General features: G+C 68.2%; 18 protein-coding genes and 1 pseudogene. 8 read left to right on the forward strand and 11 right to left on the reverse strand.

Features of this window, described 5'->3' with window-relative positions:
* Positions 1-123 precede the first annotated feature (123 nt).
* The 3 genes from AB0I34_RS21920 (at position 124) to AB0I34_RS21930 (ending at position 3,542) form a co-directional block, all read left to right on the forward strand.
* Positions 124-939, forward strand: a complete 816-nt coding sequence (locus AB0I34_RS21920; protein WP_360447650.1) for an ATP-binding cassette domain-containing protein — start codon at positions 124-126, stop codon at positions 937-939.
* On the forward strand, positions 936-2,237 hold the full coding sequence (locus AB0I34_RS21925) for a sugar ABC transporter permease (RefSeq protein WP_360447652.1): 1,302 nt from the start codon (positions 936-938) through the stop codon (positions 2,235-2,237). The genes AB0I34_RS21920 and AB0I34_RS21925 overlap by 4 nt, the downstream gene beginning before the upstream one ends.
* A 99-nt stretch (positions 2,238-2,336) precedes the next feature.
* On the forward strand, positions 2,337-3,542 hold the full coding sequence (locus AB0I34_RS21930; protein ID WP_360447653.1) for a low temperature requirement protein A: 1,206 nt from the start codon (positions 2,337-2,339) through the stop codon (positions 3,540-3,542).
* 44 nt (positions 3,543-3,586) lie between these two features.
* On the opposite strand, the gene AB0I34_RS21935 is transcribed toward AB0I34_RS21930, so the two are convergent.
* The 6 genes from AB0I34_RS21935 to gcvT form a co-directional block, all read right to left on the reverse strand.
* Positions 3,587-4,669, reverse strand: a complete 1,083-nt coding sequence (locus tag AB0I34_RS21935) for a dipeptide ABC transporter ATP-binding protein (RefSeq protein ID WP_360447655.1) — start codon at positions 4,667-4,669, stop codon at positions 3,587-3,589.
* Positions 4,670-4,688: 19 nt separating this feature from the next.
* Complete coding sequence (locus AB0I34_RS21940; RefSeq protein WP_360447890.1) at positions 4,689-5,816, reverse strand: ABC transporter ATP-binding protein; 1,128 nt, start codon at positions 5,814-5,816, stop codon at positions 4,689-4,691.
* Between the two features lie 32 nt (positions 5,817-5,848).
* The gene (locus AB0I34_RS21945) at positions 5,849-6,841 is read right to left on the reverse strand and encodes an ABC transporter permease (protein ID WP_360447657.1); all 993 of its coding nucleotides are present in this window, start codon (positions 6,839-6,841) and stop codon (positions 5,849-5,851) included.
* A gap of 97 nt (positions 6,842-6,938) precedes the next feature.
* Entirely contained in the window at positions 6,939-8,699 is a 1,761-nt protein-coding gene (locus AB0I34_RS21950) for an ABC transporter substrate-binding protein (protein WP_360447659.1), read from the reverse strand.
* Positions 8,700-8,740: 41 nt separating this feature from the next.
* On the reverse strand, positions 8,741-9,748 hold the full coding sequence (locus AB0I34_RS21955; protein ID WP_360447661.1) for an ABC transporter permease: 1,008 nt from the start codon (positions 9,746-9,748) through the stop codon (positions 8,741-8,743).
* Between the two features lie 381 nt (positions 9,749-10,129).
* Positions 10,130-11,236 carry a glycine cleavage system aminomethyltransferase GcvT gene (gcvT, locus tag AB0I34_RS21960; protein ID WP_360447663.1) on the reverse strand — a complete coding sequence of 369 codons (1,107 nt, stop codon included), beginning with the start codon at positions 11,234-11,236 and terminating at the stop codon, positions 10,130-10,132.
* A 99-nt stretch (positions 11,237-11,335) separates the two neighbouring features.
* Between gcvT and AB0I34_RS21965 the strand changes: the two genes are divergently transcribed.
* On the forward strand, positions 11,336-12,829 hold the full coding sequence (locus AB0I34_RS21965) for a leucyl aminopeptidase (RefSeq protein ID WP_360447665.1): 1,494 nt from the start codon (positions 11,336-11,338) through the stop codon (positions 12,827-12,829).
* Here AB0I34_RS21965 and AB0I34_RS21970 read toward each other — a convergent pair.
* A complete protein-coding gene (locus tag AB0I34_RS21970) occupies positions 12,818-13,150 on the reverse strand; it encodes a cupin domain-containing protein (RefSeq protein ID WP_360447667.1) in 333 nt (110 codons plus the stop codon). The genes AB0I34_RS21965 and AB0I34_RS21970 overlap by 12 nt on opposite strands.
* 61 nt (positions 13,151-13,211) lie before the next feature.
* On the reverse strand, positions 13,212-13,529 hold the full coding sequence (locus AB0I34_RS21975; RefSeq protein ID WP_131350737.1) for a hypothetical protein: 318 nt from the start codon (positions 13,527-13,529) through the stop codon (positions 13,212-13,214).
* A gap of 155 nt (positions 13,530-13,684) precedes the next feature.
* Here AB0I34_RS21975 and lpdA point away from each other — a divergent pair, with 155 nt between their 5' ends.
* The 3 genes from lpdA to AB0I34_RS21990 all read left to right on the forward strand — a co-directional run bounded on the left by lpdA (position 13,685) and on the right by AB0I34_RS21990 (position 18,170).
* The gene (gene lpdA, locus AB0I34_RS21980) at positions 13,685-15,073 is read left to right on the forward strand and encodes a dihydrolipoyl dehydrogenase (RefSeq protein ID WP_360447669.1); all 1,389 of its coding nucleotides are present in this window, start codon (positions 13,685-13,687) and stop codon (positions 15,071-15,073) included.
* A 139-nt stretch (positions 15,074-15,212) separates the two neighbouring features.
* On the forward strand, positions 15,213-17,147 hold the full coding sequence (gene sucB / locus AB0I34_RS21985) for a 2-oxoglutarate dehydrogenase, E2 component, dihydrolipoamide succinyltransferase (protein WP_360447671.1): 1,935 nt from the start codon (positions 15,213-15,215) through the stop codon (positions 17,145-17,147).
* A 132-nt stretch (positions 17,148-17,279) separates the two neighbouring features.
* Positions 17,280-18,170 (forward strand): TIGR01777 family oxidoreductase, encoded by an 891-nt coding sequence (locus AB0I34_RS21990; RefSeq protein WP_360447673.1) that lies wholly within the window; start codon positions 17,280-17,282, stop codon positions 18,168-18,170.
* Between the two features lie 32 nt (positions 18,171-18,202).
* Here AB0I34_RS21990 and AB0I34_RS21995 read toward each other — a convergent pair whose 3' ends face one another.
* Positions 18,203-18,574 (reverse strand): hypothetical protein, encoded by a 372-nt coding sequence (locus AB0I34_RS21995; RefSeq protein WP_360447896.1) that lies wholly within the window; start codon positions 18,572-18,574, stop codon positions 18,203-18,205.
* A gap of 909 nt (positions 18,575-19,483) precedes the next feature.
* Positions 19,484-19,864 (reverse strand): annotated as a pseudogene (locus tag AB0I34_RS22000) (protein kinase); the annotation flags it as partial.
* A 143-nt stretch (positions 19,865-20,007) separates the two neighbouring features.
* On the opposite strand from AB0I34_RS22000, the gene lipB reads away from it, so the two are divergent.
* A complete protein-coding gene (gene lipB, locus AB0I34_RS22005; RefSeq protein ID WP_360447675.1) occupies positions 20,008-20,724 on the forward strand; it encodes a lipoyl(octanoyl) transferase LipB in 717 nt (238 codons plus the stop codon).
* Positions 20,725-20,749: 25 nt separating this feature from the next.
* On the opposite strand, the gene AB0I34_RS22010 is transcribed toward lipB, so the two are convergent.
* Positions 20,750-22,051 (reverse strand): sulfatase-like hydrolase/transferase, encoded by a 1,302-nt coding sequence (locus tag AB0I34_RS22010; RefSeq protein WP_360447677.1) that lies wholly within the window; start codon positions 22,049-22,051, stop codon positions 20,750-20,752.
* Positions 22,052-22,060: the final 9 nt, after the last annotated feature.

Here is a 22,060-nt window from a genome sequence, read left to right on the forward strand (position 1 = left end):
ACCGCTCGGCCGGCTGCGGGTCCGTGTGCGCCGCTGGTGGGGGGCCGGCCCCCCGCCGGGTCTGTCCCGGCGGACGGATCGCCGCGATCATGGCCTGAACGCAAAGCCCAGGAGGCTGATCGAGTGACTGTCACCCCCACACCTGTCCCCGTCGGCACCGGTACGGTGCTGACGCTGCGGGGCGTCTCCAAACGCTTCGGCGCGGTCCAAGCCCTGAAGAACATCGAGCTGGACGTCCGGACCGGTGAGGTGCTGGCCCTGGTCGGCGACAACGGCGCCGGCAAGTCGACGCTGGTGAAGACGATCGCCGGTGTCTACACCGCCGACGACGGCACGATGGTGTTCGACGGGCGGGAGGTGCGGGTCGGCAGCCCGGCCGAGGCGCAGCAGCTCGGCATCGCCACGGTGTTCCAGGACCTGGCCCTGTGCGACAACCTCGACGTGGTCGCGAACCTGTACCTCGGCCGTGAGCTGCGCCGGGGCCGGGTGCTCGACGAGGTCGAGATGGAGCGGTCGTCGTGGGAACTGCTCCGGCAGTTGTCCGCGAAGATCCCGTCGGTCCGGATCCCGGTCGCCAGTCTGTCCGGCGGCCAGCGGCAGACCGTCGCGATCGCGCGCAGCCTGCTCGGCCAGCCGAAGGTCGTGATGCTGGACGAGCCCACCGCGGCTCTCGGCGTGGCCCAGACGGCCGAGGTGCTCAACCTGGTCGAGCGGCTGCGCGAACGCGGCCTGGCCGTGATCCTGATCAGCCACAACATGGCCGACGTGATGGCGGTCGCGGACCGGGTCGCCGTACTGCGGCTCGGCCGGAACAACGGCGTCTTCGTGGTCAGCGAGACCAGGACGCAGGACATCATCGCCGCCATCACCGGCGCGACGGACAACGCCGTCTCCGAGCGCGCCGCGCGCCGGACACAGCAGGAGGGCTCGGCATCATGACGTTGCACGGATCAGAGATCCGGCCGCAGGACACCCCGCCCCCCGGTACCACGTCCACGAACGGCACCGACCAACTGCCCGCCGACCTGCAGGACGAGCGGCTGATCGCCAGCCACGGCATCAGCGGCGCGGTCTCGGCGTTCACCGCCCGGCTCCGCTCGGGTGACCTCGGCTCGGTCCCGGTGGCGGTCGGCCTGATCATCATCTGGGCGGTCTTCCAGATCGCGAACGGCTCGTTCCTGTCCAGCCGCAACCTGGTGAACCTCACCCTGCAGACCACCTCGGTCGGCGTCATCGCGCTGGGCATCGTGCTGGTGCTGCTGCTCGGCGAGATCGACCTGTCCGTCGGCTCGGTCAGCGGCCTGTCCGCCGCTGTCCTCGGCGTCACCTTCGTCAACCTGGACTGGCCCTGGGTGCTCTCGCTTCTGGTCAGCATCGCCCTGGGGCTCGTGATCGGGTTGTTCTACGGGGCGCTCTACACCCGCTTCGGCGTACCGAGCTTCGTGATCACCCTGGCCGGTCTGCTCGGCTTCCTCGGTCTCCAACTGCTTGTGCTCGGCAAGGAGGGCACGCTCAACCTGCCGTACGACTCCGCGCTGGTCGGATTCGCCGCGCGCAGCTTCCTCTCCCCCGTTGTCGCCTACGGATTGATCGTGGTGGTGGTCGCGCTGTACGTGCTGACCCGCTTGCGTGGCCGAGGCGCCCGCGCGGCGGCCGGACTGTCGGCCGCCCCTACATCGGTCATCGCCATCAAGGCAGGCGCCCTGGCCGTGGCGCTGGTCGTCCCGGTTTTCGTGCTGAACGGCGATCGCGGTGTCTCGTCGATGTTCCTGTTCTTCCTCGCGCTGGTGGTCGGCACCGACCTCGTCGTCCGGCGGACCCGCTGGGGCCGCTCGGTGTTCGCGGTCGGCGGCAACGTCGAGGCCGCCCGGCGGGCAGGTATCAACGTCCGGATGATCTACCTGTCCGTCTTCGCGGCCTGCTCGACCTTCGCCGCCGTCGGCGGCATCCTCGCGGCGGCCCGGCTGGTGGCGGTGAGTCAGAGCAGCGGTGGCACGGACACCAACCTGAACGCGATCGCCGCCGCCGTCATCGGCGGCACGAGCCTCTTCGGTGGCCGCGGATCGGCGTACTCCGCTTTGCTCGGAGCTCTGGTGATCATGTCGATCTCGAACGGTCTGGCCCTGCTCAGCCTCGATTCCAGCGTCCGCTACATCGTGACTGCCGTGGTGCTTCTGATCGCTGTCACCATCGACTCGCTCAGCCGCCGCAGCCGGCAGGCGCACGGCCGCGCATAGAGACCCGGTGGGCTCCCTCCTGACCCTGACCAGCGGGAGCCCACCGAACCAATCGGCGATCGAGGGAAACAGCGCGGGCTGGATGGCAGGATGTGCGCCATGGCGGCATCCAGGAGATCCATCCGGGCGTTGGAGACGAGCGCGGACCAGTCGGTCACCACACTGGAACTGTTCTTCGATCTCGTCTTCGTCTTCGCGCTGACGCAGATCACGGCGCTGATGGCGCACGACCTGAGCTGGCACGGACTGCTCCGCGGGATCCTCCTGGTCGGGCTGCTCTGGTGGAGCTGGATCGGCTTCTCCTGGCTGTGCAACCTCGTCAAGGCCGACGAGGGCTCGGTCGCCGGCGTCCTGCTGCTGTCGATGGCGGCGATGTTCCTGATCGCACTCGCGATTCCCGAGGCCTTCCATGACCTGCCCGGCGGTCTGCCCGGCCCGGTGGTCATCGCTTGTGCGTACTTCGCCTTCCGGGCGCTGCACCTGGTCCTGTTCTGGCTGATCGCCGACGGCGACCCGGTGCTGCGGCGTACGCTGCTCCGGTTCGCGCCGTCGATGCTCGCCGCTACGGCGCTCCTGCTGATCGCCTCGCAGTACCACGGGAGGACCCAGACGTTGCTGTGGGCAGCGGCTCTGGCGGCGGACTACGGCGGCACCTACTTGATCGACGCACGCGGCTGGCGGTTCCGGTCGGCGGCGCATTTCGCCGAGCGGCACGGCCTCATCGTGATCATCGCGCTCGGCGAGTCGATCGTCGCGATCGGCGTCGGCGTCACCGACCTGCCGATCTCCTGGCCGATCCTGCTCGCGTCCCTCCTCGGCCTGGTGGTGTCCGCCGCGCTCTGGTGGATCTACTTCGACGCCGCCGTGCGGTACGGCGAGCGCGCGCTGGAGAAGGAGCCACCCGAGACCCGTCCCAAGCTGGCCCGCGACGCGTACACGTTCCTGCACCTGCCAATGGTGATCGGGATCGTCCTGCTCGCCCTCGGCCTCAAGAAGGTCCTGGAGTACGTCGGCGACACCGAGCACCATCACCTGGACGATCCGCTGAAGGGCGTCGGTCTCTACGCGCTCTTCGTCGGCGTCGCCCTCTACCTGCTCGGCCATGTCGGGTTCAAGCGCCGGACCATGCACCAGTGGAGCGTGTCCCGGCTGATCACAGCCGCTCTCGTGCTCATCGCCATACCGCTGGTCACGAACGTGCCGGCACTCGGGCAGCTCGCCGTACTCGCTGCTCTACTGGCGGTGCTGATCGCGTTCGAGACGGTCCGGTTCGCCCAGGAGCGGGACGAGCTCAAGCACGGATGAAGAAGGGCCCCCGCCGGAGCGGGGGCCCTTCTGTGCAACGGGTTTCAGGCTGAGACCTCGGCGGTGAGGTCGACCTTCGGCTCCGCGAAGTGGCACGCCGCGGCGTGGCCGGCAGTGGACTGGGGCTTCGCCTCGAGCGGGGGCTCCTGCGTCGCGCAGATGTCCTCGGCCTTCCAGCAGCGGGTCCGGAACCGGCAGCCGCTCGGCGGGTCGATCGGCGAGGGTACGTCGCCGACCAGCCGGATCCGCTCCTTCGGCGGCACACCACGGATGGTGCCCAGGTCCGGAGCCGCGGACAGCAGCGCCTGCGTGTACGGGTGCTGCGGAGCGCCGTAGATCTGATCGCGCGTGCCCTGCTCGACGATCTTGCCCAGGTACATCACCGCGACCCGGTCACAGAAGTGCCGGACCACGCCCAGGTCGTGGGCGATGAACACGAACGCGATGCCGAGGTCGCGGCGCAGGTCCTCCAGCAGGTTCATCACCTGGGCCTGGATGGACACGTCCAGCGCGGACACCGGCTCGTCGGCGATGATCACCTCCGGCTCCACCGCGAGCGCCCGGGCGATGCCGATGCGCTGGCGCTGACCGCCGGAGAACTCGTTCGGGTACCGGTTGTGGTGCTCGGGGTTCAGGCCGACCCGCTCCAGCAGTTCCTGGACCCGGTCGAGCTCCTTGCCCTTCTTCACCAGGTTGTGCACGCGCAGCGGCGTACTGATGATGTTGCTGACCGTCTGGCGCGGGTTCAGGGAGCTGTACGGGTCCTGGAAGACGATCTGCAGCTGCCGCCGGAACGGGCGCAGTTCCCGCTCCTTCAGGTGGGCGATGTTCGTGCCCTTGAACAGGATCTCGCCCGCGGTCGGGGTGAGCAGCCGGGTGATCATCCGGCCGGTCGTCGACTTGCCACAGCCGGACTCGCCGACCAGGCCCATGCTCCCGCCGGCGTGGAGCTCGAAGCTCACGCCGTCGACGGCCTGGACGACCTTCTTGGTCCGGCCGAGCCCGGCCGCTTCCTTGATCGGGAAGTGCATCTTGAGGTCCCGGACCTCCAGCAGCGGCGCGCCGGAGTCCGTCGCCGTGCTGCCGGACGGAACGCTGTCGACCTTGCGCACAGTGTTGTCGCTCATCTCTCTCCTCAGCCCCCTGTCAGCCCAGTCTCGGCGCGACCTCGGCCGCGTAGATCGTGGCCTTGTCGTGCAGGTGACAACGGGCTGTGTGGGCACCGGCGCCGTCCACCGGCAGCAGCTCCGGCAGGTCGGTGATACAACGCTCGCCCTTCACCCGGTCCTGGTACGGACAGCGCGGGCTGAAGGAACAGCCGTCGGGCAGGTTCAGCAGGCTCGGCGGCAGACCCTTGATCGGGCGCAGCCGCTCGCTCGCCGCCGACACCGTCGGGATCGACTCGAGCAGGCCCCAGGTGTAGGGCATCCGCGGGTTGGCCAGCACGTCCTCGGCGGTGCCGTACTCGACGCAGCGGCCGGCGTACATCACCAGCACGTCGTCGGCCATCTCGGCCACCACACCCAGGTCGTGGGTGATCAGCACGATCGCGGAGCCGAACTCCTTCTGCAGGTTGTTCAGCAGGTCCAGGATCTGCGCCTGCACCGTCACGTCCAGCGCGGTCGTCGGCTCGTCGGCGATCACCAGCTTCGGGTCGTTGACCAGACCCATCGCGATCATCGCGCGCTGGCGCATACCGCCGGAGAACTCGTGCGGGTACTGCGAGAACCGGCGCTGCGGGTTTGGGATACCGACCAGGTCGAGCATCTCCAGAGCACGCTTCTTGGCCTTGTCCCTGGACACCTTGTGGTGCACCCGGTAGGCCTCGGTGATCTGGTTGCCGACCGTATAGAGCGGGTGCAGCGAGGACTGCGGGTCCTGGAAAACCATCGCCACCGCGTCACCGCGGATCTTCATCAGCTCGTGCTCGGACAGGCCGACGATCTCGTCGCCGCCGAGCCGGATCGAGCCGGTGATCCGGGTGCGTTTGCGGTCGTGCAGGCCCATCACGGCCATGCTGGACACGGACTTGCCGGAACCGGACTCGCCGACGATCGCCAGAGTGCGGCCGAGCGGGACCGAGTAGCTCAGCCCGTTCACCGCGCTGACCAGACCGTCCGCGGTCGGGAACTTGACCGTCAGGTCCTCGACCACCAGGTACGGCGTCTCGCCGCTGGGGTTGATCGAAGCCTGCCGACGCTCACGGGTGGCGACCGACGGGCCACGCTTGGCCGCCGCGGTCGACTGTGACTCGCCAGCTGCGCTCTCGACCATGCTGTCCTTCCGGTCTTCAGGGGCAGGTGTGCTCACGAAAGCCTCACCCGCGGGTCGATCAGGCTGTAACCGATGTCCACGAGGAAATTCATCGCGACCAGCACGACCGAGGCCACCAGTACGGTGCCCATGATCACCGGCAGGTCGTAACTGTTCAAGCTGTCCAGCACCAGTACGCCGAGGCCGGGCAGACCGAAGATCTTCTCGGTGAAGATCGCGCCGCCGAGGCTGCCCGCGACGTCGAGGCCGAAGATCGTGATCACCGGGATCAGGCCGGACCGCAGCGCGTGCTTGTAGGTGACCACCCGGTCGGACAGGCCCTTGGCCCGCGCGGTCCGGATGAAGTCCTCGCTCAGCGTCTCGACCATGGATCCGCGGGAGTACCGAGCGTAGGAAGTGCAGTTGTAGATGCCGAGCACCAGCCACGGGGTGAGCAGGCCGGCAAACCATTTCCCGACGCTGTCCGACGGTGGGGTCCATTCCCCTCGTGGAAGGATCGGATACAAGATGGTCAGGTACAGCGCGATCATCAGCGCCACGATGTAGTAGGGCACCGAACTGACCACCAGCGTGCTGGTCATCAGGGCGCGGTCGCCCAGGGTCCCGCGTCTCTTCGCCGCCATCGATCCGACGAAGACGCCGATGGTGAGTACCAGGACGGCGTAGCCGGCGACCAGAGACACCGTCACCGGGAGCCGGGACTTGAGCATCTCGGTGACCGGCCGGTCGTTCTTGAACGAGAAGCCCAGGCACGGCGCGGCGCAGTGCTGGCTGACTCCGGAGGTGGTGAAGTCACGGCCGGTGAAGATGCCCGCGGTGTACTCCGCGAACTGCTGAACCTTGGGCCTGTCAAGGTGAAGGTTCGCCTTGATCTCGTTGTAGCGCTGCGTGGTGCAGTTGCGCTCGCCGCAGATCGCGCCGGCTGGGTCCGTGGGCGCGATGAAGAACAGCGCGAAGGTCGCGATCAGCGTAACCAACACGACACTGAGCGCGCTGACCAGACGGCGCGCCACGAAGTAGAGCACGGGATTGTCTCCTCACCGATCGGAGTGGTGCCCGGACCGTGATCCGGACACCACTCCACCGTTCATTGAATGACTACTGCTTCAGAACGGGCCTCGATCAGGGCTGCTTCAGGTAGATCGAGGTGAACTCGGGCAGACCCTGTGTCGGGTCGTTGATCGCGTGCCCGATGTTCTTGCCCATCGGAGCCTCGGTGTTGGAGTAGTAGAGCGGCAAGGCCGGGAGGTAATTCTCCAGGATGTCCTTGTCGATCTTCGTCCACTCCGTCAGCTGCTCATCCGGAGTCTTCGCCGAGACCGCGTCGATCTTGGCGTCCAGCGCCTTGTCCTCCAGCTGACCGATGCTGTTGCCCAGGGCGATCGCGTCGGAGCGGAAGAGGACCGGGAACCAGCTGGTGCCGGACGGCCAGTCGGAGCACCAACCGGTCGGGGTCTTGCCGATGTTGACCGGAGCGTCCTGGTTGCCGACGTAGGTACGCAGCTTGGCCTTCGGAACACCGATGGTCTTGACCTTGAAGCCGGCCTTCTCGAACACCTGCTGACGCAGCTGGCTGCTCTGGGTCGAGATCGGGTCGTCGATCGAGAAGTACCAGCTGAGCTCGAAGTTCGCCTTGCCCAGCTTGCCCAGCTCGGACTTGATCTCGGCGGCCACCGCGTCGTCCTCGGCGCCCTTACCGGTGCCGTTCAGACCCGGCAGTTCGTACTTCACGAAGCCCGGGACGGCCGGCGGCAGGATCGTCGACGCCGGCGGGTCGGTGGCCGGGTTCAGACCGGCGACCTTACGCCACGAGTCGTACGGGTAGGCCTTGGCGATCAGCTTGCGCACCTCGAGCGGGATCTTCCGCGTGTCCATCGGGTACGTGATGGTGCACGGGGACGGGCCCTTGACGAGCTGCGACTGGTCCTTGACCTCGGCCAGCAGGGTGCTGTCCAGGTTGGAGTAGTTCAGCGCGTTGGCGTCCGGGCCGGAGCTGGCCAGGACCTGACGCTGAGCCTTGATGGTGTCCTGGGCGAACTTGAAGTCCCAGGCGTCGACGTACTGGTGCCGCACCGGGTCGGTGTTCGGGTCCCAGCTCGGGTTCTTCGACAGCTTGAGCTCGGTGCCCGGAACGTAGGAGTCGACCTTGTACGGGCCGGTCGACATCGGGCGCTGCTCGTAGTTCTTCTGCGTGTCCTTCGCCTGCGGGATCGGCGTGAACATCGGGAACGCGACGTAGAACGGCAGGTCGTCGAACTTCTTCGCCAGCTTGATGACCAGCGTGCTCTCGTCCGGCGTCTCGACACCCGCGTAGTTCGCGCCACCGGCGCCGTACGGGCCCTTGTACTTGTCGCCGTCCTTGAAGAACTGCAGCTGGTACGTCGGTCCGGCGTCGTACAGGTCGTGAGCGAAGGAGCGCTTGATCGCGTACGCGTAGTCGGCGGCCTTCACCTCCGTGCCGTCCTGGTACTTGATGCCCTTCTTCAACTTGAAGGTCCAGGTCAGGCCGTCGGCCGACTTCGTACCCAGGTCCTCGGCGAGGTCCGGAACGAGGACCGGCTTGTGGCTGTCCCCGTCCAATCGGTACTGCGTCAGCGTCCGGAACATCAGCTTGCTGATCTGGTTGCCGTCGGTGTAATAGATGTTCGTCGGGTCGAAGGTGTCCGGCGTGACGTCGGACAGCACCGTGACGGTGCCACCCTTCTTCGCTCCGTCGACTTCCGCGGCCGGGCCCTTCGCAGTGGCGTCAGTCGCCTTTTCCTGGGCCCCACCCAGGTCGCCCTGCCCACCACTGTTTGTTCCGCTGTTCGAGGACGGGCTGCCACAGGCCACGGCGGCCAACATGACCGTCGCCGCGACTGCGGTGATCCGTTTCCACTGCATGGTCGGGTTTCTCCTTTTCTGCCGCTGGGGCAATCGCCGAACTACCGGCGAGTCTTGGGGTCGAAGGCGTCCCGGATCGCATCTCCGAGCAGGGCCAGGGACAACACCAAAGTGGTGATCCCGACCACTGGCAACCAGAGGTAGAGCGGGTCGGCCTTGAACCAGTTGGTGGCGACGGCGATCGTCTGACCCCACGAGGGGATCGGCTCGACCAGTCCGACACCGAGGAACGACAGGCCGGCCTCCGCGGTCACGTACGCGGGCAACGACAGCGAGGCCGAGATGACGATCGGTGCGACCAGGTTGGGCAGCAGTTCCTTGAACAGGACCTGCCGGGTCGGGACACCGATCGCCTTGGCGGCGAGCACGAACTCGCGCTCGCGAAGCGACAGGACTTCACCACGGATGATCCGGGCCAGACCTGCCCAGCCGAAGAATGACAAGACGAAGATCAGAACGTAGAAGCGGATCTGCGCCTGCTCCTGAGGGGTCAGGTTGAACGAACCGCCGCGCATCGACTCGACGATCGGCACCAGCGCGATCGCGAAGAGCAGGTACGGAAGGCTCAGCACGAAGTCGACCAGCCACGAGATGACCCGGTCCACCCAGCCGCCGAGGAAGCCGGCCAGCAGACCCATCACGACACCGACGACGGTGCCGAACAGGGTCGCGAGGAAGGCGATGATCAGCGACGGGCGGGCGCCGTACACCCAGCGGGCGAAGCTGTCGCGGCCTGTCTTCGGCTCGACCCCGAACCAGTGGTCGGGACTGAAGGAGATCGTCGGATAGCCGAACTCGTCGACGAGGTCGGTGTGGAAGGTGCTGTAGTTCTGCCCCTCCAGCTTGGTCAGCAGCGGTGCGAACACCGCAACGAGGATGAAGAACACCACGATCGACGCACACGCCACAGCGACCCGGTCCTTGCGCAGCCGGTCGAATGCGATCCGGCTCGGCGACTTGCCGTGCGGCGTCGCAGTGGTCCGTACCGGTTCCGCCGACGCCGGGTGGTCCTCGACACCTACGGTCGAGTCGGGTGACCCAATACTCATTCGCGCTCCGTCAGCTCTGTCAACCGGATTCGGTCTGGTGATCCGGCACATATCGGTGGATATCGTGCCGAGCCTTTGTTCTGTGGGCGGCTCCGTCAAATCCCCTTGACAGCACCGATTCCCCCACAACCGGGCGCAAGCCTGCCTGACACTGTGACACCAAACCAGCGGTGCCCGGCACCAGTGCACAAATCGTTACCGGAACGGGTACCGGAACGGAACATTTGCCCCGCGACGTCACCCTCTGCAGTCATTCGTTCGCAAAATGCGTCGGCACAGCACCGACAGTGTCCAATTTGTGCCAACTTATAACACTCGGTGACGACAGAACACATTCAGTGTCCGGTTGCTCACCGTAGTCACATCCTGGACCGAGGACCTTCAGCTCTCCCGTACGTGGACGGTGACGAAGGGTGGCTTGACCACATCGAACGTCTCCTGACGGCCACGGATGTCGACGACCACCTGGTCGCCCTCCTTCACCGTCGCGTCGAGCAGCGCCAGCGCGATGCCCTTCTTCAGCGTCGGTGAGAACGTTCCGGACGTAACCTCGCCGAGAGTGGTGCCGGACTGGTCCAGCACGGTCATGTGCGGCCGCGGGATCCCTCGCCCGGCGGCACGCAGTCCGCGCAGGATCCGGGCCGGTCCACGCTCCTTCTCCGCGCGCAGCGCCTCGTCTCCCCAGAAGTGCTCCTTCTTCCACCCCACGGCCCAGCCGGACCGCGCCTGCACAGGGGTGATGTCCGGAGTGATGTCCTGACCGTGCAGCGGGTACCCCATCTCGGTCCGCAGCGTGTCCCGTGCACCCAGCCCGGCCGGGACGATCCCGTACGGCGCTCCGGCCGCCAGCAACGCGTCGAACACCGCAACCGCGGCCTGGTTCGGTACGACGAGCTCGTATCCGCGCTCGCCCGTGTAACCGGTGCGGCAGACCACGACCGGCGTACCGGCGAACTCGGCCGTCGTGAAAGACATGTAGTCGTGGCCGATCGGCAGACCGATGGCGGACACCACGTCGTCGCTGTTGGTCCCTTGCACCGCGAGAATCGCGTAGTCGTCGTGGGTGTTGGTCACCACGACGCCCTCCGGCGCGTCCGCCTGCAGCAGGCGGACCACCTCGGCGGTGTTGGCCGCGTTCGGGATCAGGAACACGTCGTCGTCGGCATGCAGGTAGGCGATCAGGTCGTCGACCACTCCCCCGCGCTCGTTACAGCACAGTGTGTACTGCGCCTGTCCCGGCGCGATCTTGCCCAGGTCGTTGGTCAGGCAGGAGTTCACGTACGCCGCTGCCCCCGGCCCCTTCACTGTCGCCTTGCCCAGATGGCTCACGTCGAAGACCCCCACAGAGGTACGCACCGCGGTGTGCTCGGCGACGACACCGCCGTACTCCAGCGGCATCTCCCAGCCGCCGAACTCGGCGAACTTGGCGCCGAGCGCGACGTGGCGCTCGTGCAACGGGGACTTCTTCAATTCGGCTGACGCGGTCATGGAGCGGAACTTACCCGACGCGTAGCATGCGGAGGCAGCATTCACGTACCGTCACGGCCGGCCGTCTGCCCGGCGCGGTCAAGGAGGACTGAGGATTTCGTGAGCACCATCACCCTGAGCAAGTCGGATGCGGCCGGTGTCAAGACCGACGCCGTGGTCATCGGCGTGGTCAAACTCGGCGGCGGCGTCACCCTGCCCGCCGGTACCGAGTCGCTGAACGCCGCGTACGGCGGGAAGTTGGTGGAGGTGCTGTCCGAGCTCGGCGCCACCGGCAAATCCGGTGAGGTCACCAAGGTGCCCGGCCCGAAGCCGGGCAAGTCGGCCAGCCTGATCGCGGTCGGTCTCGGCGCGGCCCCCGACGGCGAGCTGAAGACCGAGGACCTGCGGGCCGCGGCCGGCACCGGCGTACGCGCCGCGAAGACGGCCCAGTCCGTCGCGCTCGCGCTGCCGACACCGGACGTCGAGTGCATCCGCGCGGTCGCCGAGGGCGCGCTGCTCGGCCGCTACTCGTTCACCGCGTACAAGTCGGAGGGCCCGTCCGACGTCCCCGGCAACCTCATCGTGCTCACCGACCTGGCCCGGACGAAGGAGGCCAAGGCCGCGCTCGAGCGGGCCGAGGTGACCGCCGACGCGGTCCAGCAGGTGCGCGACTGGGTCAACACCCCGCCGTCGGACCTGCACCCGGTCGAGTTCGCCGCGCAGGCGCTGAAGCTCGGCAAGGAGTACGGCGTCAAGGTCGAGGTGCTGGACGAGAAGGCTCTGGCCAAGGGCGGGTACGGCGGCATCCTCGGCGTCGGCCAGGGCTCGACGAATCCCCCGCGGCTGGTCCGGCTGAGCTACACGCCGAAGAAGCCGGTGACGCACCTGGCCTTCGTCGGCAAGGGCATCACCTTCGACTCCGGCGGCCTGTCGCTGAAGACCTCCACGGGCATGGTCAGCATGAAGTCCGACATGGCCGGCGCCGCCGCGGTGATCGGTGCGACCGTTGCGATCGCGCGGCTCGGGCTGCCGGTCCAGGTGACCGCGTACGCCGCGATGGCCGAGAACATGCCGTCCGGGTCCGCGGCCCGCCCGTCCGACGTACTGATCATGTACGGCGGCAAGACCGTCGAGGTGCTGAACACCGACGCCGAGGGCCGGCTCGTGCTCGGCGACGCACTGGTCCGCGCGTCCGAGGACGAGCCTGACCTGATCATCGACGTGGCCACCCTGACCGGCGCCTGCGTCGTTGCCCTGGGCACCAAGGTGGCCGGCGCGTTCGCGAACACCGACACAGCGCGGGACCGGGTGGTCGACGCCGCGCTCACCGCCGGCGAGGCGATGTGGCCGCTGCCGATCCCGGCCGAGATGCTGGACAAGCTGAAGTCGCACTCCAAGGTCGCCGACCTGGCCAACATCACCGGTGAGCCGTGGGGCGGTGCGCTGGCCGCGGCCGCGTTCCTCGGCGACTTCGTTGCTGAGGGCATCGACTGGGTGCACCTCGACGTGGCCGGCCCGGCCTTCAACGACGGCGGTCCGGCCGGCTACACCCCCACCGGCGGCACCGGGTACGCCGTTCGCACCCTGGTGGAGCTGGCCGCCTCAGCGAGCTGAGTAGCGGATTTCGAGCATGGTGCAGCCGTCGACCGTCGTGTACGGGCCGTGCGGCATCCCCGGCGGCCGGCAGGCGTAGTCGCCGGGGCCGAAGGTCTGCTCGAGGGTGAGATCGGTCAGCGAGCCCTCGAGCAGATAGACCTCTTCGACGTACTCGTGCCTGATGACCCCGGCGCCCGACGTGGTGCCGGGGGCCCATCTGGCCAGCCGGGTCAGGTCGCCGTTCTCGTTGTCGCGGCTGAGCACCTTCTCGGCGATGCCTCCACCCGCGTCCGTCCACTCGAGGTTGCCGGACGCGAAGAACTCGTGCTGATCCTTCATCTGCACCCACCGGCATCGTCCGCGGCAGCGGGCCTAACGGCGCCGGCGGCAGCGGGACGGCTCAGCTCAGCCCGTTCTTCTTCATCCGGGCGTTGTATTCCCGCATTCGAGGCGGGTAGCCGACCACCGCAGCGTCGTACGACGGGATCCCCAGCTTGTTGGCGAAGTTGTGCGCCCATTGGACCGACGGCACCCGGCGCCGCGTCCACTCGCCGTCGATGGCGACCAGCAGCAGGGTGTACTCGGTCACCGCCGTACGCGGCTCGACGAACCCTTCGACGCCTTGGCGGGTCTGAGCGAACTCCCGAAGGTGCGCCTGATCCGGATTCTCCGACCGGCGCATCGTGCCCGGCTTCTGCCGGCGACCGAACCACTTCATAGGGAAAGTATCCCTAACACCACAACCCAGGCACCCAGCGCCACGCCCTGCGACCGGCCCGGCGGAGGCGCCCTGCCGCGGCGGTGAAAAGATGTCGCCGGGCCGGAACCGCGATCCGGGGCCGGCCCGCCGACCAGACGCCCACGGAGGAACCTGTGACGAACACGGCAGACAGCGGTACGACGTACGACCTGGTGATTCTTGGTGGAGGCAGCGGTGGCTACGCCGCCGGACTGCGGGCCGCCACGCTCGGCCTGTCCGTCGCTCTGGTGGAGAAGGACAAGGTGGGCGGGACCTGTCTGCACCGTGGGTGCATCCCGACCAAGGCCCTCCTGCACGCCGCCGAGGTGGCCGATTCGGCCCGCGAAGGTGAACAGTTCGGTGTCCGCACCACGCTCGAGGGCGTGGACATGGGCGGGGTCAACAAGTACAAGGACGGCGTCGTCGACCGGCTGTTCAAGGGCCTGCAGGGCCAGTTGAGGGCCCGCGGCATCACCGTGATCGAGGGCGAAGGCCGCCTCACCTCCCCCACCACCGTCCAGGTCGGCGACACGACGTACACCGGTAAGAAGGTCATCCTTGCCTCTGGCTCGTACTCGCGGTCTCTGCCTGGCCTGGAGCTCGACGGCGACCGGGTCATCGCCAGCGAGCACGCGCTGACGCTGGACCGGGTCCCGGAATCCGCGGTCGTGCTGGGTGGCGGTGTGATCGGCGTCGAGTTCGCCTCCGCCTGGACCTCCTTCGGCACCAAGGTCACGATCGTCGAGGCACTGCCCCGGCTCGTCCCGGCGGAGGATGCCGACGCGAGCAAGGCCCTGGAGCGGGCGTTCCGCAAGCGCAAGATCGCTTTCAAGACCGGCACCGCGTTCGAGTCTGTCGCCGTGACCGATACCGGCGTCAAGGTCAGCGTCGCGGGCGGTGAGGTGATCGAGGCGGAGGTGCTGCTGGTCGCGGTCGGCCGCGGACCGAACACGGCCGGTCTCGGCTACGAGGAGGTCGGTGTCGCGCTCGACCGTGGCTTCGTCACCGTCGACCAGACACTGCAGACCAGCGTGCCCGGCCTCTACGCGGTCGGCGACATCGTGCCCGGTCTGCAGCTCGCGCACCGCGGCTTCCAGCAGGGCATCTTCGTTGCCGAGCACATCGCCGGCCTGAACCCGACCCCGATCGACGAGGCCGGCATCCCCCGGGTGACCTACTCCGAGCCGGAGGTCGCGTCGGTCGGTCTGACCGAGGAGCAGGCCAAGGCGAAGTACGGCGAGGTCGAGACGCTGAACTACCCGCTCGGCGGGAACGGCAAGAGCCAGATCCTGAAGACCTCCGGTTTCGTGAAGCTGGTCCGTGCCAAGGAGGGCGCGGTCGTCGGCGTGCACATGGTCGGCTCCCGCGTCGGCGAACTCATCGGCGAGGCCCAGCTGATCTACAACTGGGAGGCCTACCCGGCCGACGTCGCACCGCTGGTGCACGCCCACCCGACCCAGAACGAGGCCCTGGGCGAAGCCCACCTCGCGCTGGCCGGAAAGGCACTGCATTTCCACGATTGAGATGGTCGGGCAGCCACTGGACTGTCCGAGTAGGTTTGAGGCCGCGGGGCGTGCGCGTCCGCTGTAACCCGGATCCCGCTCGCTCCGGCGGCCCCGTAGGCTGACACTCGACCGATCAGACGAAGGAGCAACGACCGTCATGCCGACCTCTGTATCCCTGCCGGCCCTCGGGGAGAGCGTCACCGAAGGAACCGTCACCCGCTGGCTCAAGCAGGTCGGTGACACGGTTGCCGTCGACGAGCCCCTGCTGGAGGTCTCGACCGACAAGGTCGACACCGAGATCCCGTCGCCCGTGGCCGGCACTCTGCTGGAGATCAAGGCCGCCGAGGACGAGACCGTCGAGGTCGGCGCCGAGCTCGCGGTGATCGGCGACGCCGGCGAGAGCTCTGGCTCCGCTCCAGCCGAGGCCGAGGCCGCTCCGGCCGAGTCCGCCCCGGCCGAGTCCGCCCCGGCTGAGGCGGCTCCGGCTGCAGAGGCTCCGGCTGCAGAGGCTCCTGCTCCTGCCGCGGAGGCTGCGCCCGAACCGCAGGCTGCCCCAGCACCGCAGGCCGCCCCGGCTGAGGCCGCTCCGGCCGCCGAGGCCCCGGCCCAGTCCTCCGGCGGTGGCTCCGCCTCCGGTACGTCGGTGACGCTGCCGGCGCTCGGCGAGAGCGTCACCGAGGGCACGGTCACCCGCTGGCTGAAGCAGGTCGGTGACGACGTAGCGGTGGACGAGCCGCTGCTCGAGGTCTCCACCGACAAGGTCGACACCGAGATCCCGTCGCCGATCGCGGGCAAGCTGCTCGAGATCAAGGTCGCCGAGGACGAGACCGTCGAGGTGGGCGCCGAGCTGGCCATCGTCGGCTCCAGCGACGCTGCCCCGGCCTCCTCCCCCGCACCCGCCGCGGCTCCCGCCGCCGCGGCCCCGGCCGAGGCCGAGGCGCCTGCTCAGGCACCGGCCGCGCCCGCGCCGCAGGCCGCTCCGGCGCCGCAGGCCGCTCCGCCTGCTCAGGCACCGGCCGCTGCACCCGCACCGGCTGCCCAGGCACCGGCTGCCCAGGCTCCGGCTCCCGCCGCCCAGCCGCCGGCCGCTGCGCCCGCCCCGCAGGCCGAGCCGGCTCAGGCTCCTGCCGCTGCTCCGGTCGCAGCGTCGGCGAACGGATCGTCGTCTGACGGGCCTAACTACGTCACCCCGCTCGTCCGCAAGCTCGCGGCCGAGCACCAGGTCGACCTCAACGCTGTCCAGGGCACCGGCGTCGGCGGCCGGATCCGCAAGCAGGACGTGATCGCCGCCGCCGAGGCGAAGAAGGCTGCTGCGGCCGCACCCGCAGCCGCCCCGGCAGCTGCCGCAGCTCCTGCGGCGCAGGCTCCGACGGTCAGCCCGCTGCGCGGCACCACCGAGAAGATGAGCCGGATCCGCAAGGCGATCGCGGCCCACATGGTCAACTCGCTGAAGGTCTCGGCCCAGCTGACCACCGTGGTCGAGGTCGACGTCACCGAGATCGCCAAGCTGCGGAACAGGAAGAAGTCCGAGTTCGAGGCCCGCGAGGGCGTCAAGCTGTCCTTCCTGCCGTTCTTCGCCCTCGCCGCAGTCGACGCGCTGAAGCAGTATCCGAAGCTGAACGCGTCGATCGACGAGGAGAAGGGCGAGATCACCTACCACGCCGCCGAGCACCTCGGCATCGCGGTGGACGTGGAGAAGGGCCTGATGGTCCCGGTCGTGCACAACGCCGGGGACCTGAATATCGCCGGCCTGGCGAAGCGGATCGCGGATCTGGCCGACCGCACCCGCAACAACAAGGTGCTGCCGGACGAGATGGCGGGCGGCACGTTCACCATCACCAACACCGGCAGCCGGGGCGCGCTGTTCGACACCCCGATCCTGAACCAGCCGCAGGTCGGCATGCTCGGCACCGGCGCCGTGGTCAAGCGCCCGGTCGTCATCACCCACCCGGAGCTCGGCGAGACGATCGCGATCCGGCAGATGGTCTACCTGGCGCTCACCTACGACCACCGACTGGTCGACGGCGCCGACGCGGCCCGCTACCTGACCGCCGTCAAGCAGCGCCTCGAAGAGGCCCAGTTCGACGTCTGATCCGTTGATGGCGCCGGTGTCCGTCTCCCCGAGGCGAGCACCGGCGCCTTTTCCGTTCACGCCCGTTTGCACCCGGGCACCGCTGTCAGCACACGGCCCGCCACAGCCGAACCCGACGAAGGAGCACGCTGGATGAAGTACGTCCTGGCCGGCGCATCCGGCTTCCTCGGCACCGCACTCGCCCGCGACCTGGCCGCCGACGGCCACCAGGTCCACCGCCTGGTACGTCGTACGCCTGCCAAGCCGGACGAGATCCAGTGGGACCCGGCGCGCGGTGACCTGGACCCGGCCGCACTCGGTGAGCCCGATGTCCTGGTGAACCTCGCCGGCGCGAACATCGGCCGGCCGTGGACTCCGACGTACCGCAGGACCCTTCGCGAGAGCCGAGTCAGCACGACCGCGACGTTGGCCGCCGTCGCCGCCCAGCTCGAGCGTAGGCCGGTGCTCATCAGTCAGAGCGGCGTGGGCGGTTATGGACTGGACTGTGGAGACCGCATCCTCACCGAGGACTCCGAGCTGGGTGAAGGGTTCCTGTCCGACGTCGTCCGCCTCTGGGAAGGCGCGCTCGAACCCGCCCGCGAAGCCGGTAGCCGCGTCGCGTCCCTGCGTACGGGCGTGGTCCTCGATCGCAAGGCTCCGGCCTTTCAATTGATCTCGCTTCCTTTCCGCCTCGGTCTGGGTGGCCGGCTGGGACCAGGCACGCAGTACTTCCCGGTGGTCTCTCTGACCGACTGGCTCCGCGGGGTCCGGCACATCGCCGAGACCGACTCGATCAGCGGGCCGGTCAACGTCACGCTGCCCATGCCTGTGACGAACCTGCAGTTCACCGAGGCCCTGGCAACCGCGCTGCACCGGCCCGCCTTCTTCCCGATTCCGGGGTTCCTGATGAAGGCCGTGCTGGGTGAATTCGCCTGGGAACTCCTGGGCAGCAAGCGCGCCATCCCGACGCGCCTCCAGTCCACAAACTTCACGTTCCACCACCCCACCGTCACCGCTGCGCTGTCGGCCGCTCTCAGCAGCTGACGCACGGCTCGGGGTGGGGCGCGCCTTGGTCGTCAGACGTTGGTGATCATGGCTATTCGCCACGCGGGCGTAATGGGGTTCGTGGTGAGGGTGATGAGCCTTGTCGTAGGCGTGGCCGGTGGCAATGGGGTGCTGGTGCCGTGACGGTCCACGAGGCGGCCGGCGATCAGGTGGTCGACGGTCCGGAGCGTGACACTCGTCGTTGTGCGGCGCTCCACGGTGGTGGAGTCGATGCGGATGCGGAGTCCCTGGACCCGGAGCTGTTGCTTGCTGTAGGCCACGATGAGGGCGCGGTCGGAGGTCCACGGTTTGCTCCCTGGTACGTAGATCTTGTCGAGAAGGCTCGGTTGCAGAGCCCAGAACGCCTGTGCCCGTTGGGCATCCAGAGCCTGCAGAGTCCGCACCCAGTCCGCTGTCTCAGCCGGCCGTGGCGAGCGCGAGGGTGTTGAGGGCTGCGGCGACGCGGTCGAGGTCTGCGCACGTGCTGGAGTTGAGGTCTGCGACGGCGGTGGGGTTGGGGCCTGCTGGGGTGGAGTTGTGGCTGGCTCTGTGGCGGCTGTTGGGGTGGGTTGGTTGTCGAGTGCGCCTACTGTGAGTAGGCCGAGGACGAGTACAACCACTGCGCCGAGTCCTGCTGCGGCCAATACGCCGTACGCGGGGTGGGGGAACCTGCGTCGCCAGAACGTGTGCTTCCGGCGCCAGACGCGACGGCGTGGTCGGCGACGTCCTGGTGGAGGCAGGCCGGACGAGTTCGTGGTTGGTGTCGAGGGAGGTGGCGCGGGCGGCTCGGACGCGGGTTGCCTGGGCGTTAGGCGGTCGAGGGGGTTGGTGGCCGTGGCAGCGGTCCGGCGGCTGAGCCTGGGGCGACGGGATGTGGGGCGGCGAGAGGGCTTGGGGAGGCGCGGAACGGGCTTGGGTGGGGTGAGCTGGGGCCCGATTGGTTGCACGGAGTCGGTTGCTGACGCATCGGGTGGGGATGGGGTCAGCGGGCCCCGGGAGCGTTGGACGGGATCATCGTCGTCGGTGGGTGGCTTGGTGGTGTCCGGGCCGTTCTCCGGCTCGGGGAAGGCGAGGTCGATGGGTGCGGGGGCGTCGAGGGTTAGGAGGTCGCGGGTCCCGCCCGTGGAGAACAGCGTTGGTGGGAAGAGGGCAGGGCTGCCCCCGGACTGATGGGCGAGGTGGGTCAGAGCGGTGAGGTCGTCGGTGGGTGCTGGGGACTTGGCCCCAGGGTTGAGGTGCGGATGGATGACCGGGTCGGTGAGGACGGGGCGGCCGGCCGAGTCGAACATGACATTCGGCGCGGTGACTCGGCCGTGGGTGAGGCCGGAGCGATGGAGGTGGTCGAGGGCTTCCGCCAGCGGGCTGAGGAGCGTGACCAGTTCGCCGGTGGACAGGGCGCCACGGCGGCCGAGCAGGCTGGTGAGGGTGCCGGCCGCGACGTACTGGCCGAACAGGAGCCACTCGGATTCGGTCTCGCGGAGCTCCAGGAGACGCGCGAGATGGGGATGATTGACGCGTTGCAGGATGAAGAGTTGTTCACGAAGCTCCTCCAGGTCTGAGATCGCACTGACGGGGACGCGTTTGAGCACGGCGTTACGGCCGGAGGCCAGGTCGCGGACCTGCCAGACGCTGCCGGCTGATCCGGACCCGAGCTTCCGGCGCAGGCTGTAGCCGGCGATGTCGTCGAGGTCCATGCCCAAGAGAGTGCACGAATCGCGACCGTGCCCCCGGAAGTTATCCACAGCACACCCCGGCGGCCGCCGTACGACGGCTTGATCGGCGGCGGCCTGTGGACGGCGGCGAACGGCGGTAGTCAGTGACGCATACACTCGAAGACGTGAGGGCTATCAAGTATGTGGAGGCCGGGTTCGGCGCCGACGCGGTGGACTACGAGACCGCGTGGGCCGAGCAGCGACGCCTGCATTCGGAAGTTGCCGAGGGCACCGGATCGGACACGGTCATCCTGCTCGAGCACCCACCGGTGTACACGGCGGGCAAGCGGACCGAGCCGCAGGAGCGGCCGCTGGACGGGACGCCGGTGGTCGACGTGGATCGCGGCGGCAAGATCACCTGGCACGGTCCGGGGCAGCTGGTGGGCTACCCGATCGTGAAGCTGGCCTCACATGTGTACGTCGTGGACTACGTCAGGCGGCTGGAGGAGGCGCTGATCGCGGTCTGCGCCGAGCTCGGGGTGAAGACCGGACGGGTCAAGGGTCGTAGCGGGGTCTGGGTGGCGGCCGACGACCGTGGCCGGGAGCGGAAGATCGCCGCGATCGGGATTCGGGTCGCGCAGGGCGTCACGATGCACGGGTTCGCCTTGAACTGCGACAACGACCTGACGTGGTTCGACCGGATCGTGCCGTGCGGGATCTCGGACGCCGACGTCACCACGCTGTCGAAGGAGCTCGGTCGTGATGTCACAGTCACCGAGGTGGTCGAGCCGATCCGGCGGCACCTGGACCGCATGCTCGGGTGGGAAGAGTACGAGCGCTCACCAGACATCAACCACATCGAGGAACCGCCCACGGCCATCACGTACGGCCTGAGCGTCTGACGTCACGACCAGCACAGTCGGTCGTTCAGTCAGCTCGCGCTGCCTGCTCGGCGTGCGCTCGGTCGTTGGTCTGATCGGGGTCGAGGATCGCTCTGAGAGCGGCGTCGAGCCTGGCGACCAGGTCGGGTCGATGGCTGACCAGGTCGTGTAGTTCCAACGGGTCGGCGTCCAGGTCGAAGAGCTGCGGCGGGTCGGTCGGTCCGTAATAGCAGTACTTCCAGGGACCGGCCTTCAGCATGTAGCCCGCGTTGATCATGCCTTGGGCGTGGTACTCCGAGAGAATCGGGCGGTCGACCGGGACGGGACCCAGCAGACTGGTGCCCGGCAAGGTCGGGTCGGGAGCCAGACCGGCGATCGCCCGGAGCGTCGGGAGTACGTCGATCAGGCTCACCGGTGCCGTGGTCCGGGCCGGGTCCAGTGTGGGGTGGCGAAGCAGGAACGGGATGTGGACAGCGGGTTCGTAGAAGCACTGCTTCTGCCAGATGCCGTGATGACCGGCCATCTCCCCGTGGTCGCTGATGTAGACGACGACCGTGTCGTCGGGGATCGCCGCCAGCAGCCGGCCGATCTGGTGGTCGAGATGGCTGATCAAGGCCCAGTAGCAAGCGGTGGCCTCGCGTGCCTGTTCCTCAGTGATCGGCTCATCGTTGCGGAAGCCGTGGCGCAGCAGCGAGATCACCGGATGCTGGTCGTCGGACGGAGCGGGCGGAAGGTCAACGTCGGCCGGGTCGTAAAGGTCGTGGAACTCCGGAGGTGCAACCAGCGGGAAGTGTGGATGCATGTAGCCGACGTAGAGCAGGTACGGCTCCTCGCCGGGATCGCGGAGGAAGCCGAGCGCTGCGTCGGTGGCCTCGACGTCGTGACGGGTGTGGACGTGCCCACCAGCGCCGTACTCGCTGACGTGTGAATTGGTGGGTCGCCGCCACTGCGCCGTACGACGAGGTGGGCGGCCGCTGTGGTCGATCCAGAAGTCGAGGTCGTCGGTCAGGCGGCGGTCGAAGCCCAGCAGGCGATCCGGGCCGTTGAAGTGGGTGCGGCCCGCGATCACCGTCTGGTAGTCACGCAGATGATGCCCCCACGAGCGGAAGTCCGGACCGGGAATGACACCGTTGTCCCAAGCCCCGATCTGGTGCACGTATTGCCCCGTCATCAGCGACAACCGCGACGGAACGCACATGGGACTGTTTGTATACGCGCGGTCGAATGACACGCTCTGCGCCGCCAGCCGGTCGAGATGCGGCGTCTGTATCCGCGGGTGACCGGCCCAACCCGCTGCGGAACCGGTGTGCTCGTCGGACAGGATCACCACGATGTTCGGTCGCTCCACAGGTGTGCA

The organism is Kribbella sp. NPDC050281, from assembly GCF_040655855.1.
Taxonomy (GTDB): Bacteria; Actinomycetota; Actinomycetes; order Propionibacteriales; family Kribbellaceae; genus Kribbella.